The organism is Bradyrhizobium sp. 26S5, assembly GCF_036923295.1.
In the GTDB taxonomy this organism is placed as follows: Bacteria; Pseudomonadota; Alphaproteobacteria; order Rhizobiales; family Xanthobacteraceae; genus Bradyrhizobium; species Bradyrhizobium septentrionale.
This window is the reverse complement of record NZ_CP145948.1, coordinates 4,562,579-4,577,364: the sequence shown is the minus strand read 5'-3', so window position 1 is coordinate 4,577,364 and position 14,786 is coordinate 4,562,579. Positions and strand designations below refer to the sequence as shown.

Here is a 14,786-nt window from a genome sequence, read left to right as displayed (position 1 = left end):
TCCGACCGCGCGGATCAGCGCGCCGCCGGCGAATGGACGTGCTCCGGCCGCACCCCGACAGCGACCAGACGCGCCGTGAGCCCCTGCAGCCAGGGCATCGCCGTGATCAGCCGCAACGCGAACGGCGCCGGCTGATCGCCTGGCTTCAGCGCCGCGGTGATGAGGTTGTTCTGCGCGATCACCTGCATGCGCTGCGTGACCCGCACCGGAAATTCGCGGCGACGCCTGACAGCATCGAGCTCGTCCTCCGACGGCAAGCCGTGCACGAGCTTGGCCGCCAGGATATTGGCGGTGGCGACCGCGTCCTGCACCGCGAGGTTGACGCCGACGCCGCCGATCGGCGACATCGCATGCGCGGCGTCGCCGATGCAGAGCAGGCCGGGACGGGTCCAGCGCGTCAGGCGATTGATCGCCACCGTGAGCAGCTTGACGTCGTCAAAGCTTTTGACGTCGGCAATGCCGTCCCTGAGGATCGGCGCGAGACGCACCACGTCGTCGAGCAGCGCCGCTAGCCCCCTCGCCTTCACGGCCTCGTATTGTCCCTTGGCGATCACATAGGCGCATTGCCAATAGTTGCCGCGGTCGAACGTCACCATCATCTTGCCGTGCTCGACACGGGCGAACAGATTCTCGGTCTCGTCCGGACGGCGGCCGACGCGAAACCACAGCACGTCCATCGGCGCGCCGATCTCCTCGACCTCGAGGCCGGCGCGCTCGCGCACGATGGAATGGCGGCCGTCGCAGCCGATCGTCAGCTCGGCTTCGATATCGACGGGACCATCAGCCGTGTTGGCCCGGACGCCCGTCACGGCGTCGCCGCGCCGGATCAGGTCGGTCGCCTCGGCGCTCATCAGCACCTGCAGCGAAGGAAAGCGCCTGCCGCTCTCGCGCAGGAAATTGAGGAAATCCCACTGCGGCATCATTGCGATGAAGGGATATTTGACGCTGAGGCGGCTGAGGTCGGCGATCCGCACAGATTTGCCGCCGAACATGCCGTCGAGCTTCTGGATGTCCTGGTGCGGCAGCTTGAGGAAGCCGTCGATCAGACCGAGCTCGTCCATCACCTGCAGGGTCGAGGGATGCACGGTATCGCCGCGGAAGTCGCGGAAGAAGTCGGCGTGCTTCTCCAGCACCACGACGTCGACCCCGGCGCGTCCGAGCAGATAGCCGAGCATCATGCCGGCCGGGCCGCCGCCGACCACGCAGCAGCGCACCTTCATCCGACGCCGGTTCGCCTGCTCCGGATTGCCTGCATCCATGATGCCGTCCTCACCGCTGCTGCGCGCCTCAGGTCCTGATTGTAGCGCGGATCGGACGACTGGGCTGCAACCCTATCGCCTGAACGTCTTGATTTCCGACACGCTGCCGTCGCGATAGGTCAGCTCCACCGAGACCGATTTGGTTTGCGGCGCGAGTTTCAGATAGGGCTGCGCGTCGGACGGGATCGCGCTGGGATCGCGCTGATTACAGGCCGGCATCTTCAACACCTTGTCCGGCACCGCGCTATCGATGCCGATCCGCACCTCGCGGATCGCGCAGCGATACGACATCAAATGAGTGTAGTAGACCAGCAGCCCGTTGAACTCGCGGAACGACAGCCAGCTCGTCGCGGTCATGTCGAGGAATCTTGCGCTGGTCGCGGATCAGCGCGGCGTCGGGATCGAACTTGATCGGGAACGGCCCCTGCATCTCGCCCTGGGTGTCGACATAGCGCAGCTGGATCGTGGCGGCCGGCGCGTCGGCCGGCAGCTCGATCGACGGATTGGGCATCCGCTTGCGGGTGCGCGGGTCGAGCGTGTCCATGAAGCCGGTCTCGCGGAAATCGCCGCTGTCGCCGATCCGCCAGGAAATGCCGAGCGTCGGATCGGCGATCGAGAACACGACGGACCAGCCGCCATTGTGCCGCGAGAAGCTCGCGATCGGCGCGTTGACGGTATCCTCCTTCGGCAGCTTCGGCACCGATACCGGCGGCAGCGCGGCCACTTGCTGCGGTGGAGCGGACGGATTGGCCGCCTCGACCTGCCCCTTCGCGATTCCGTTCAGGAAGACATCGTCGACCATCTGGTCGAAATAGACCGGGATCTGCTTGTGCTTCACGGTGTCGGCCATCTCGCTGACCAGGCGCCGCGTGCGCTGGGCGACCTGCACCATGTTCTCGCCGGGCTGCAGCAGTTCCTTGGCAAAAGTCCGCGTGAACACCGAATTGGGATTGGCATCGTCGTTCGAGAGACGGTCGAGCGCGGTCTGGCGTGGCCCGGCCGAAAACACCGAAAACACGCCTTCGGGCAGCTGCGTCATCGGCGCCAGTCCGCCGCCGCCGGCAACGGCGCGCGTGCCGGCGCGTTCGAACGGATTGTTGCGGCAGGCGTCGAACACCAGGATCGAGGTACGCGCCTTCTTGTTCTGCAACCGCTCGATGATGCGGTCGGCGAGCACCGAGGCGTCGCGCACCAGTTCCTCCTGCCCTTCGGTCGCGGCCGGTACGTCGGTCGGCAGAAGGAAGTTCTGGCCGGCGATCTCGAAGCCGTGGCCGGCATAGAAGAAGAACGCGGTGTCGCCGGGTTCCACGGCGCGGTCGAAAGCGAGCAATGTCTCGGAGAACGCCTGCCGGTTCAAATTCTCGGCCACCATGACGTTGAAGCCGAGTTGCTTCAGCGTGTCGCCCATGGTGCGGGCGTCGTTCACCGCCTTCTGCAGCTTGGGCACGTTCCTGTAGTCATTGTTGCCGATCACCAGCGCGACGCGCTTCTCGGCCTGGGCGGGCGCCGCCAATGCGACCAATCCAACCGCCAAAACGGTCGCCGAAAGTCTCGAAAGCCAGTTCTTCATCCGATTTCCCGCCTGCACGACAAGTGCGCCGCCCGTGCGACTGCCGCCTAGGTGGTGTGGACTCTAAGGATTCCCTTTTAGGAGCAAATCAGATTCAAGGCTGCTTTTGGGGAGGCCGCCTTGGGTGTGATGGACCGTTTGGTATTGAGCGACGCGGCGTGGGAGCGGATAGCGCCGCTGATCATAGGGCGCCCCGATCAGAAGGGCTCCACCGGGCGCGACAACCGGATGTTCGTGGAAGGTGTGCTGTGGATCGTGCGTACGGGGTCTCCCTGGCGCGATCTTCCGGAGGTGTTTGGGGACTGGAACAGCGTGTTCCGGCGCTTCAGTCGATGGAGCATCAAGGGTGTTTGGTGGCGGATCTTCGAGGCGATGTCCGATGATCCGGACTTCGAATATCTGATCGTCGATTCCACCATTGTTCGGGCGCATCAGCACGCCGCCGGCGCCAAAAAGGGGGGTCTGAAGATCAAGCGGAAGATCAAGCGATCGGCCGCTCGCGCGGCGGCCTGAGCACCAAGATACATATGGCCGTTCGAGGCTTGGGATGTCCGGTGCGGTTCACGCTTACCGCAGGTCAGAAGGGCGATGCACCGCAAGCCGCCGCATTGATCGAAGGCTTATCCGCCGAGGTCGTCATGGCCGATACGGCCTATGACGCCGATCACTTGCGCCAAGCCATCGCCGCCAAAGGCGCGCTCGCCGTGATCCCCAACAACCCGTCACGCGCGCTCAAATATCCACTCGACAAGCATTTCTATGCCCAGCGTCATCTCGTCGAATGCTGCTTCTCAAAGCTCAAGCAGTTCCGCCGCGTCGCAACCCGCTTCGAAAAAACGGCCCGGAACTACCGGGCCGTCGTCACTCTCGCAGCCATCGTTCTATGGATGCGCTAGTGTCCACACCACCTAGAGCATGATCCGGAAAAGTGCGAAGCGGTTTTCCGAAAAGATCATGCTTAAACAACAGACTAATGCGCGATGGACGATTCAACCTAATCTCATCGCGCTCTAATAGTCGGATCAGCCGTTTGGCCGGTTCAAGGCCGGCTGCGGATGGCCGTTCCGACCGGCCACCCCGTCCTGAATGAGGCGCTATGCCCCTCTCAGGTCAAGTTTCTTTTTCCGGTCCGCGTGATAAGATTCGCCCTCTCCATCCGGCTCGAGCTCTCCGCAGGTCCCACAGGTTTTCCACGAGCTTTTCCGTGTACACATGGTCCACTGAGCAAGTCGATCCCCGGGATCGCTTTGACTATTGGCGCGAGGTGCGCGCCAAGGGGTTGTTCGGCGTCACCGCGGAGCTCGAGCCCGAGCAGCGTCGGGACTTCTTCGGCGAGTTCTCGCTGCGCAAGCTCGGCGATGCAGGGCTGGTCGAGCTGCGCGCCTCGCCCTACCGCGTCGAACGGCGCGCAGCTGACATCGCCGATGCGCAGAGCGACAGCCTGTGCATCTATCAGCAGCTCGGCGGTGGCGGCTGGTTCGGCGGCGCACGGCTCGATGAGTTCGCGGTTCGCGACGGCATGTTCGCGACCAGCTATTCGGACCTGCCCTATCGCACCGTCCCGCTGCACGACGACGGCTTCCATCTGCGCATCATCAAGATCCCGGTAGCAGGGATTATCCCACCGGGCGCCGAGCTCGGCGAACTCGTTCCCAGGCCCGTGCCGGATCAGACCGCGCTGCGGACGCTGCTCGAATCATGCTTCCGCGACCTGGTCGAAGGCAGCAACGCCGCGGCGGCGGACGCGCCTCCGACGGTGCAGGCGCTCGCCCATATCGCGCTGATCCAGCGCGGAATCATGCGGCCGAAGAGCCGGCTCGCGCAGCAGGCGTTGCGAACCGGCCATCTGTCGCTGGCTCGCCGCCTGATCCGGCGGCATCTTTCGAATGCGACGCTGTCGCCAAGGCTGATTGCCGGCCTGCTCGGCATCTCGGTCCGTCACCTGCACATCCTGTTCGAGGAGACGGAGATGAGCTTCTCGGAGACCGTCACCGTGCTCCGGCTCGCGCAAAGCCGCCGGCTGCTCCGCGAGACGCCCGGGCAGACGATTGCCGAGGTCGCTTTTGCTTGCGGCTTCGAGAGCCTTGCGACGTTCTATCGCCTCTTCAACGCGTCGGAATCGATGACGCCGGGCGATTACCGGGCACGACTGGCCTGAGCCTCGGTTCGGACGCGCACGCGCCCTGGGGCTGTGGCGGGTTGCTAAAGCATGGCTATGTCCGTGCCGGCGACCGGGCACGCCGCCGCGCAATCCGACGCTCTCCGAACCGACGTGAACAGCCTGCGCGCATTGAGAAGATATTTTCCGGCGATTTCGTCAGAACCGCGCAGGCGCTTCGCCCGGACAAGACACCGCAAATCTCGTTACCGGCGACGCGCGCTCTTATGCAGAGCGAGGGGTCATGCACGATGCGCGGTAAGCACGAGGATCGGAGCCCGGAAGCGTCATCCAGCAGCCCGGCGCGCATTGTTGTCCCCGGTGTCGTGGAGTTGCATCCGGATCAGGCTCCAGCCCTCGAGGCCGCTCATCACAGCGCTCCGACGGCAAGCAATCGCGGCTGGGCACCGTTGCTCGAAGCCTGCCTTGCCGACTTCAAGGACGCGACCGAGGCCGGTGATACCGCGAGCATCCCTGCGCTGGTTAAGATCGTGGCCGACCTCGCGCTGATCGAGCGCGGCGCGATCAGGCCAGGCAGCCGCCGTGCCCAGCAGGCGCTCCGCGTCGGCCGGCTTAGCCTGGCGCGACGCCTGATCACGCGTCATCTCGCGAAGCCGGCTCTCTCGCCCGGCATGGTCGCCGACCTGCTCGGCGTCTCGGTTCGTTACCTGCACGTCCTGTTCGAGGCGACCGAGGCGAGCTTTTCGCAGACCGTCACCGCGCAGCGCCTGAGCGAGAGCCGGAGGCTGCTGCGCGAAAAGCCGCCGCAGCCGATCGCCGATATCGCGCTTGCCTGCGGATTTGGCAGCCTGGCCACGTTCTACCGGATCTTCAGCGCATCCGAGGGCCTGACGCCGGGCGAGTACCGGGCCGCGGAGCTCTAGGTGGTGTGGACACTTATCGCATCCATAAGACGATGGCTGCGAGAGTGACGACGGCCAGGTAATTTCGGGCGGTCTTTTCGAAGCGGGTTGCAACGCGGCGGAACTGCTTGAGCTTTGAGAAGCAGCATTCGACGAGATGACGCTGGGCATAGAAATGCTTGTCGAGTGGATATTTGAGCGCACGTGACGGGTTGTTGGGGATCACGGCGAGCGCGCCTTTGGCGGCGATGGCTTGGCGCAAGTGATCGGCGTCATAGGCCGTATCGGCCATGACGACCTCGGCGGATAAGCCTTCGATCAATGCGGCGGCTTGCGGTGCATCGCCCTTCTGACCTGCGGTGAGCTTGAACCGCACCGGACATCCCAAGCCTCGAACGGCCATATGTATCTTGGTGCTCAGGCCGCCGCGCGAGCGGCCGATCGCTTGATCTTCCGCTTGATCTTCAGACCCCCCTTTTTGGCGCCGGCGGCGTGCTGATGCGCCCGAACAATGGTGGAATCGACGATCAGATATTCGAAGTCCGGATCATCGGACATCGCCTCGAAGATCCGCCACCAAACACCCTTGATGCTCCATCGACTGAAGCGCCGGAACACGCTGTTCCAGTCCCCAAACCCTCCGGAAGATCGCGCCAGGGAGACCCCGTACGCACGATCCACAGCACACCTTCCACGAACATCCGGTTGTCGCGCCCGGTGGAGCCCTTCTGATCGGGGCGCCCTATGATCAGCGGCGCTATCCGCTCCCACGCCGCGTCGCTCAATACCAAACGGTCCATCACACCCAAGGCGGCCTCCCCAAAAGCAGCCTTGAATCTGATTTGCTCCTAAAAGGGAATCCTTAGAGTCCACACCACCTAGGACGACGGCACCCGCGCGGCGGCGCTGCGCTCGCGCCGATCCGGCGCAGCCCGTGCTGCATGGTGCCGAACGGCCACACCTGCGCTCATTTCTGCGGCAGCTGCGCTTTGGATCGACGGTATGCGCGCACTGAGAAGACAGCGCACGACCGTTGCGCCAGAAACATTCAGCTACAATGGGGTGTAGGGGCAAGGTTATGGCGGGCGGCGGCGGCAGGCCGGGGATGTGGCGCGGCGCGCTGCTTGGATCGGCGTCATTGATCGCGATGGCGTCCACGGCCGAGGCGGCGGTCTACTGCTCTGGCGTCGGCACCGGCAACGTGCTCTGCGACGCCGCCCATCCGTCGGACGGCGGGCTCAACACGAGTTTCAACGGTGATGTCACCGTGAACATCAACGCCGGCGCCGGGATCACCACCCGCGGCGTGGTCGTGAGCGCCTCCGGCAGTATCACGTTCAATCACAACGACCCCGCGGGCATCACATCGTCCCTGTACGACGGCATCCAGCTCCTCGGCGGCAGCCAGGCCCCGATCACCTACACGGGATCGGCCGACGTCACCGCCAACTGGTACGCAATCAACGTCTCGGCCAGCGGTCCGGTCTCGATTACGCAGACCGCCGGCACGATCACGGCCGGCACCGGCATCAATGTCTTGAGTGCAGGACCGGGGGGTAGCGTCAACATCAACACGGTTGGCAGCCAGATTGTGACCCGAGGCGGCCTCGGAATCTACGTCCTGAGCAACGGTAACCAGTCCGACGTCACGATCGCGACAGGCGCAGTCACCGGCGACACCACCCAAACAGGCGGCGGGATTTACGTCCGCATGGGACAGGGCAGCTATTATGCGCGCAATCTTTCCGTCACGACCAACGGCGCGGTCGTCGGCGGCATCTATCTCCAGGACGGCGGCACCGGTACCGTCGACCTCACCACCAATGCGAGCGTCGCGGGCGGCATCATCCTGCAGGCCAACAATTCCGCCAACACCAGCGCGTTCACGGCGAAACTCAATCAGGATGTCAGCGGCTCCGTCAGTTTGCAGAACTACGGCTCCGGCACCATGACGGTCCGGACGCGCGGCATCACGGGCGGGACGCTTACCGTGTCCGGCGGCGGCGGCGGCAACAACAGCCTCGTCGTGGACGGCAATATTGCCAAGGGAAACGGCCCCGACCAAGCCTACTACGGCGCCCTGGCGTCCGTCGGTTTTTCCGGCGCCGGCACCAACACCGCGACCTTCAATGGCGATATCTCCGGAACATTCGACACCAGGACTTCCACGTCTCCTTCGGCCGGTGGCAGCGTCGCCGGCCTTTCCGCCGGTTTGGGAAGTACGTCCAGCAACGGCGCCGCGGCACTGAACGCCAACGGATCGATCACGATCACCGGCATGACGCGGTCCGGCGCAGTCGCAAATGTGACCGGAGCGTCCCTGACAGCCTCCGGCGTGGTTGCGGTCGACTTCAACCTGCACGGCGCCGTGACGGCAACGTCGATCAGCGACACCGCGTCGACAGTCGTTGGCATCAGCGTGGCACAAAACAATCTGAGCGCGACCCGGTTGACCGCCGATGGCGCCGTGACGGCCACTGCGATCGGCGCCGGCAGCACGGCCACCGGAATTACTGCCTCAACCGTCAGCCTGCCGCCGACCATCGTCAACACCGGCACACTTACCGTTCGCGCCAATGGCGACGTGACCGCGACTTCTGACGGCGCCGCGACCGGCATCACGCTGAGCCGCGGCGTCAGCCGCTTCTCGTCCATCACCGCGGGGCTCGGCGGCATCGATCTCGTTACCAAAGGCACCGTGAGCGCCACCTCGACAAGTGCCGCGGCGATCGGCATCAGTGGCGTCATTACCCATGGCGCCGACAACGCCGCAACGCTGGCGCTGCGCGCGGAAGGCAATGTGGTTGCGAACGGCCTCGCCGCTGGCAGCTACGGCATCTTCGCCCAGCGCGACGGTCTCGGCGACATCAGGATCGACGCGCTGGGCAGTGTGCTGAGCAGTGGCATCGGCATCGCCGCATCGCGCTCGACGCCGGGCAACATCTTCATCACCACCGGGACTTCCGTCACCGGTGCCACCGGCATCACGACGTCGGGCGGCACCGCAACGCTGATCGCCAACGGCACCATCACCGGCACCGGTGGCACCGCTGTCCAGTTCGGCGGCACCAACGACGTGCTGCAAATGCAGTCCGGCGCCGCGTTCAACGGCAATGTCATCGGCACCGGGACCAGCATCCTGCAGTTCGGCGGCACGACCGCGACGAGCTTCGACCTGTCGAAGCTCGGCAGCGGCGCCCAGTTTTCGGGCTTCTCCAGCCTTGCACTGCTCGCCGGCGCAAGCTGGAGCTTCACCGGCAGCTCGAACTTTGCGGGCGCCGTCAACGTCGATAGCGTGTTCACCCTCAACGGCGTCTTGCCGAACGCCAGCGTCACCGTCGGCCCGACCGGCACGCTCGCCGGCAACGGCACCATCGGAAACACCGTCATCAGCGGCACGCTGTCGCCCGGCAATTCGCCCGGCACCATCACGATGGCAAGCCTGACCATGACGGCGGCCGCGACCTATCTGGTGCAGGTCACCAACACGATCAGCGACAAGGCGATCGTGACCGGCACCGCCAACATCGCCGGCAATGTCATCGTCGATCCGCTCGAACGGATCACCAGGAAGGTCACCTACACGATCGTCAATGCGGGAACGCTGAGCGGCACATTCGGCTCGGCGAATTTGTTGCTCGCCAACAACCTCGCCCGCAATCCGGTGCTGAGCTATGTCGGCAACGACGTGTTGCTGTCGCTCGATCCCGGCCTGCTCTCGCCGATCCTGCCGACCAATGCCGGTATCAACCACAGGAGCGTCGCGGGCGCGATCGACAACGGCCTGCTCGGCGGTGCCAACCTTTCCACCGCGTTCAGCGCGATCTTCAATCTGTCGGGCGACGATCTCCTGAAGGGCCTGACCCAGCTCTCCGGCGAGAGCGTGGCCGGTTCGCAGCAGACCACGTTCAACGCCATGAACCAGTTCATGGGGACGATGCTCGATCCCTTCATCGACGGTCGCGGCGCGACGGCGATGCCGGCCGGCACCACGTCCTACGCCGACGACAATTCCCAGGCCTACGCAGCCAGGCGCTCGACCAGCGACGCCTATGCCGCGGTCTATCGCAAGGCGCCGATCGCCGTGAGCTACGATCCGCGCTGGAGCGTGTGGGCGTCGGCTTATGGTGGCTCACAGACCACCGACGGCAACAACGCGCTCGGCTCGAACAACACCACAAGCCAGGTGTTCGGCACCGCCATTGGCGCCGACTATCGGTTCTCGCCGAATACGATCGCGGGCTTCGCGTTCGCCGGCGGCGGCACCAATTTCAGCGTCGCCAACAGCGGCGGCGGCCGCTCCGACCTGTTCCAGGCAGGCGTCTTCGTCCGGCACAATATCGGCGCGGCCTACCTTGCCGGTGCGCTGGCCTATGGTTGGCAGGATGTCACCACCGACCGCACGGTGACGGTCGGGAGCGTCGATCGCCTGCGCGCCGAATTCAACGCCAACGCCTGGTCGGGTCGCGTCGAGAGTGGCTACCGCCTCGTCGCGCCATGGATCGGCGGCATCGGCCTGACGCCCTATGCCGCCGGCCAGTTCACGACGTTCCAGCTGCCGGGCTACACCGAACAAGCGATCGTCGGCGCCAACACCTTTGCGCTGGCCTACAACGCAAAGAGCGTCACCGACGCGCGCAGCGAGCTCGGACTGCGCGCCGACAAATCCTTTGCGCTCTCCAGTGCGGTGCTGACGCTACGCGGCCGCGCGGCCTGGGCGCATGACTTCAACCCCGACCGCAGCATCGCCGCGACATTCCAGACCCTGCCTGGCGCGAGCTTCGTCGTGAACGGCGCGGCGCAGGCGTCCGACTCCGCCCTGACCACCGCCTCCGCCGAGCTGAAATGGGCAAATGGCTGGTCGGCGCTCGCAAGCTTCGAGGGCGAATTCTCCAACGTGACCCGCTCCTACGCCGGCAAGGGCGCGGTCCGCTATGCATGGTAGGGCGTCCCGGGCCGTGGCGGGGCCGGCGCATCCGGGGGCCTGACATCAGGCGAATCCAGGCCGAAAAGTAGCGCGGACGCCCCTGCCGAGGCCCGGCCGCCGGATCTGGGGGTGGTGATTCATTTGACCGCAAAATGACGGAAACGACGCTTATTTCTGCGAAAACATTAAGCTTTTTCGGCCATCGGCCGGTTCATAGATTGACTTTACCGGTTTCGCCCCTATGTTGCGGGGCAATGCGGCCCTCGGATCGAAACGCGATTCGTCAGGTTTGCCGTCCGTCAGCGTTAGTCAGAGCCCCCGAGCTTTATAGAAAAGCGAGCCGTTTCGGGGCCGAACGCGACAGCCTTTTACCTGCGATGCCGAACGGCGGTTTCGACCAGAGGCTCAATGTCTTTTTCCAATCTAGGCCTGTCCGATAAGGTCCTCGCCGCAGTTGCGGCCACCGGTTACACCACCCCCACTCCCATCCAGGAACAGGCAATCCCGCACGTCCTCGCCCGGCGCGACGTGCTCGGCATTGCCCAGACTGGAACCGGCAAGACCGCTGCCTTCGTTCTCCCGATGCTCACCCTCCTCGAGAAGGGCCGCGCCCGGGCACGGATGCCGCGCACCCTGATCCTCGAGCCGACCCGCGAGTTGGCCGCGCAGGTGAAGGAGCAGTTCGACAAATACGGCGCCGGTCAGAAACTGAACGTGGCGCTGCTGATCGGCGGCGTCTCGTTCGGCGACCAGGACTCCAAGCTGACGCGCGGCGTCGACGTCCTGATCGCAACGCCCGGCCGCCTGCTCGACCACACCGAACGCGGCGGGTTGCTGCTCACCGGCGTCGAGCTCTTGGTGATCGACGAAGCCGACCGCATGCTCGACATGGGCTTCATTCCCGACATCGAACGCATCTGCAAGCTCGTCCCGTTCACGCGGCAGACCCTGTTCTTCACCGCGACGATGCCTCCGGAGATCAGCCGCATCACCGAGGCCTTCCTGCATAATCCGGCACGGATTGAAGTCTCCAAGCCCGCGACCGCCGCCGTCACCGTGACGCAATTGCAGGTCCCGGCCGGCCGCGAAGCGCACGAGAAGCGCGATATCCTCCGCCGCCTGCTGCGCGACGCCAAGGATCTCAATAACGCGATTATCTTCTGCAATCGCAAACGCGAAGTCGCAGTCCTGCACAAATCGCTGCAGAAGCACGGCTTCAGTGTCGGCGCCCTGCACGGTGACATGGATCAGAGCGCGCGCACCGCGGCCCTCGATCAATTCCGCAAGGGCGAGATTCCATTGCTCGTGGCCTCCGACGTCGCCGCCCGCGGCCTCGACATTCCGGCCGTCAGCCACGTCTTCAATTTCGACGTGCCGCACCACCCCGATGACTACGTCCACCGCATTGGCCGTACCGGCCGCGCCGGACGCACCGGTACCGCGATCTCGATCGTCACCTCGCTCGACAGCAAGTCGATGACCGCGATCGAGAAGCTGATCGGCCAGCCGATCCCGCGCGCCGAGGGCGACTACACCGTTCGCAGCGATGCCTCCGACGAGGACGCCGCGCCGCGCCGCTCCCGCAGCCGCGAAGGTTCGCGCGATGGTGCCCGTGGCAGCCGCAAGCCGCGCCGTGAGCGCGAGCCGCGTCATGGTGAGCGCGAAGCGCGCCAAAGCGAACGCGAAGCACCTCACGGTGAACGCGAGCCGCGTCAGGACCGGGAGCCCCGGCAGGAGCGTGCAGCGAAGCCGGAGCGCGAACCGCGCCACGGCCGCAACGCTGGCCCGCCGGCTCCGTCGCATGTGCCGTCGATCGGGCGTGCCGAGCCACGCCGGCCGCAGCGCGAGGCGGACCACGAGCCCGGCGATCATTCGCACCTGCCCGCCTTCCTGCTGCGACCTGTGCGCGCACGCGCCTAATGTTGGCTCCGGCGCCGCCGCGCCCGCGGCGGTCGTCCGGGGAATCTCAGTCGTCGCCGACGACCGAGGCGCGGGTGATTGCTCCGGGTTTGAAGCAAATTCGCACGGCTTTCGCACCGGAATTGCGAACAAGCGAAAAGCTTCCGAAAGCGGCGCGCGATCCTCGGCGGAATCGAGCTGGTACGACGATCGTCGCGGCCAAATCCCCGTGGTTCCACTATTTACCTTGCCTTCACTCTCGTCCCGTACCTTCCCGCCAATAGTTTAGTCATTGCCGCCGGGCATAACCGGCATTGCGCGCATTGGGGACGTAACAGTGGTTAAGCTGCTGGACGAACAAGAACGTACATTGGCCTTTGCCGAAGTCGCGCTTGGCCAGATCCGCTCGCTTCGCCAGACCGCTGTGCCCCGCAATTACGAAATCTGGTACGTCTACGCGACCGGCTACAACGCTCCGCTCAACAAGGTCATCAACGAGACGCTGGCGCGCAGCGGCAAGCTCAGCGAATCCGACCTCGAGCAGATCTACGAAACCTATCTCTCGCACATCAAGACGTCGGACCGCATCGACCAGGTCGGTGCGCGCGTCATCGGCGAGATCGACGCCGTCATGAAGCTGATCACCGATGCGCTTGGTGTGTCGGCCACATATGATGCGAGCCTGGTCGGCGCCACCAGCAAGCTTGCGACCGCGACCACCCGCGATCACATCAAGGCAATCGTCGACAGTCTGGCGAAATCGACCCGCGAGATGCGCGAGACCAACCAGGCGCTGGAGAACCGACTCGCGCTGTCGAAATCCGAGATCAGCGACCTGCAGCACAGCCTTGAGGCGATCCGCGCCGAGAGCCTGACCGATCCGCTGACCGGCCTCGGCAACCGCAAATATTTCGACCGCTCGATCGACATGGCGGTGCAGACTGCGCTCGCCAGCAGCGAACCGCTGTCGCTCCTGATGTTCGACATCGATCACTTCAAGTCGTTCAACGACTCCTACGGCCACCTCACCGGCGACCAGGTGCTGCGGCTGGTGGCGCAGTCGCTGAAGCAGACCATCAAGGGCCAGGACATCACCGCGCGCTATGGCGGCGAGGAATTCGCTGTCGTGCTGCCCAACACTGCGCTGCGCCAGGCGCTGACGGTCGCCGACCACATCCGCCGCGCCGTGATGGCCAAGGAACTGAAGAAGAAGTCGACCGGCGAGATCCTCGGCCGTGTCACGATCTCGGTTGGCGTCTCCATGCTGAAACAGGGCGACGACACCGATTCGCTGATCGAGCGTGCCGACGCCTGCCTCTATGCCGCCAAGCGCGCCGGCCGCAACCGGGTGATCTGCGAGACCGATCCAGAATACAGCGCCGAAACTCAGACCCGCGTGGCGTGATCTGGTCGTCTCCTCCGTCATGGCCGGGCTTGTCCCGGCCATCCACGTCTTTCGTCGCCGATTGAAACAAAGACGTGGATGCATGACCAGTCAAGTGAGCGTGGATCTCATTGGTCCATTTTGCGCCAAGGTGTCAGAATGACCGTTTCTTCTTTGGCGCGCGCTTCTTTCGGGCTGGCGCCCGTTTCGCGGCAGACTTCTTCACCGATGCCTTCTTACTCGCAGGCTTTTTTGCGGCCGTCCTCTTCTCGGGTGCTTTCGACTTTCGCGTTCTCGGCCGCCTGCGCAGCGCTGCGCGCTGGGCGGCGCCGAGCGCCGAGCGTGCCCAGACCGCGAGCTCCTCGGAATCGTCGAACAACCGCGCCGGCAGCTGCCAGTACGAATTCACCGTGACCGTTTTCGACCGCGTCTGGTACTGGAACGGCCCGCAGCCTTCGGCCTCGAATTGCGGGATGGTTTCTTCGTCGGCACGGAAGTAGAGCCCGGCACGCAGCGCGAGCGCGAAATTGGTGCCGTCAGCGGAGATGCCGTAGCCGGAGAACATCCGGCGCAGCGTGACCGGGCCGAAATCGGCGAACAGGTCGCTCAGGAATTCACGGTCCATGTGCCTGCCTCGTGCCCCGGACGCAGCGCAGCGTGGAACGATGCGCTGCAGAGCCGGGGCCCATCGGCCTTTGCGCAACTGAGGGATGGGTCCCGGCTCTG

7 protein-coding genes and 3 pseudogenes are annotated in these 14,786 nt (G+C 64.9%); 6 read left to right on the top strand and 4 right to left on the bottom strand.

Features of this window, described 5'->3' with window-relative positions:
* Window positions 1-14: 14 nt before the first annotated feature.
* Window positions 15-1,259: an FAD-dependent oxidoreductase gene (locus V5279_RS20985; protein ID WP_338700598.1), complete on the bottom strand. Its 1,245-nt coding sequence runs from the start codon at window positions 1,257-1,259 to the stop codon at window positions 15-17.
* 72 nt (window positions 1,260-1,331) lie between these two features.
* Window positions 1,332-2,829: pseudogene (locus V5279_RS20980) on the bottom strand (caspase family protein).
* Window positions 2,830-2,949: 120 nt separating this feature from the next.
* Between V5279_RS20980 and V5279_RS20975 the strand changes: the two are divergent.
* From V5279_RS20975 to V5279_RS20965, 3 genes and pseudogenes are all read left to right on the top strand, one after another.
* A pseudogene (locus V5279_RS20975) lies at window positions 2,950-3,725 on the top strand (IS5 family transposase).
* A gap of 308 nt (window positions 3,726-4,033) precedes the next feature.
* Complete coding sequence (locus tag V5279_RS20970) at window positions 4,034-4,987, top strand: helix-turn-helix transcriptional regulator (protein WP_338700596.1); 954 nt, start codon at window positions 4,034-4,036, stop codon at window positions 4,985-4,987.
* A 251-nt stretch (window positions 4,988-5,238) separates the two neighbouring features.
* Complete coding sequence (locus V5279_RS20965; RefSeq protein WP_338700594.1) at window positions 5,239-5,871, top strand: helix-turn-helix transcriptional regulator; 633 nt, start codon at window positions 5,239-5,241, stop codon at window positions 5,869-5,871.
* A gap of 13 nt (window positions 5,872-5,884) precedes the next feature.
* Here the strand turns inward: V5279_RS20965 and V5279_RS20960 are convergent.
* Window positions 5,885-6,659: pseudogene (locus tag V5279_RS20960) on the bottom strand (IS5 family transposase).
* A gap of 269 nt (window positions 6,660-6,928) precedes the next feature.
* Here V5279_RS20960 and V5279_RS20955 point away from each other — a divergent pair.
* The 3 genes from V5279_RS20955 to V5279_RS20945 all read left to right on the top strand — a co-directional run bounded on the left by V5279_RS20955 (window position 6,929) and on the right by V5279_RS20945 (window position 14,081).
* Complete coding sequence (locus V5279_RS20955) at window positions 6,929-10,795, top strand: autotransporter domain-containing protein (protein ID WP_338700592.1); 3,867 nt, start codon at window positions 6,929-6,931, stop codon at window positions 10,793-10,795.
* A 390-nt stretch (window positions 10,796-11,185) separates the two neighbouring features.
* Window positions 11,186-12,697, top strand: coding sequence for a DEAD/DEAH box helicase (locus V5279_RS20950; RefSeq protein WP_029083371.1), 1,512 nt, complete (start codon window positions 11,186-11,188; stop codon window positions 12,695-12,697).
* Between the two features lie 316 nt (window positions 12,698-13,013).
* Complete coding sequence (locus tag V5279_RS20945) at window positions 13,014-14,081, top strand: GGDEF domain-containing protein (protein WP_166204707.1); 1,068 nt, start codon at window positions 13,014-13,016, stop codon at window positions 14,079-14,081.
* Window positions 14,082-14,214: 133 nt separating this feature from the next.
* Here the strand turns inward: V5279_RS20945 and V5279_RS20940 are convergent, their stop codons facing one another.
* On the bottom strand, window positions 14,215-14,685 hold the full coding sequence (locus tag V5279_RS20940) for a TfoX/Sxy family protein (protein ID WP_338700587.1): 471 nt from the start codon (window positions 14,683-14,685) through the stop codon (window positions 14,215-14,217).
* Window positions 14,686-14,786: the final 101 nt, after the last annotated feature.

Coding starts and splice junctions, on each gene's coding strand:
- V5279_RS20985 (WP_338700598.1), bottom strand. CDS start 1,259: ATGGATGCAGGCAATCCGGAGCAGGCGAACCGGCGTCGGATGAAGGTG.
- V5279_RS20965 (WP_338700594.1), top strand. CDS start 5,239: ATGCGCGGTAAGCACGAGGATCGGAGCCCGGAAGCGTCATCCAGCAGC.
- V5279_RS20955 (WP_338700592.1), top strand. CDS start 6,929: ATGGCGGGCGGCGGCGGCAGGCCGGGGATGTGGCGCGGCGCGCTGCTT.
- V5279_RS20950 (WP_029083371.1), top strand. CDS start 11,186: ATGTCTTTTTCCAATCTAGGCCTGTCCGATAAGGTCCTCGCCGCAGTT.
- V5279_RS20940 (WP_338700587.1), bottom strand. CDS start 14,685: ATGGACCGTGAATTCCTGAGCGACCTGTTCGCCGATTTCGGCCCGGTC.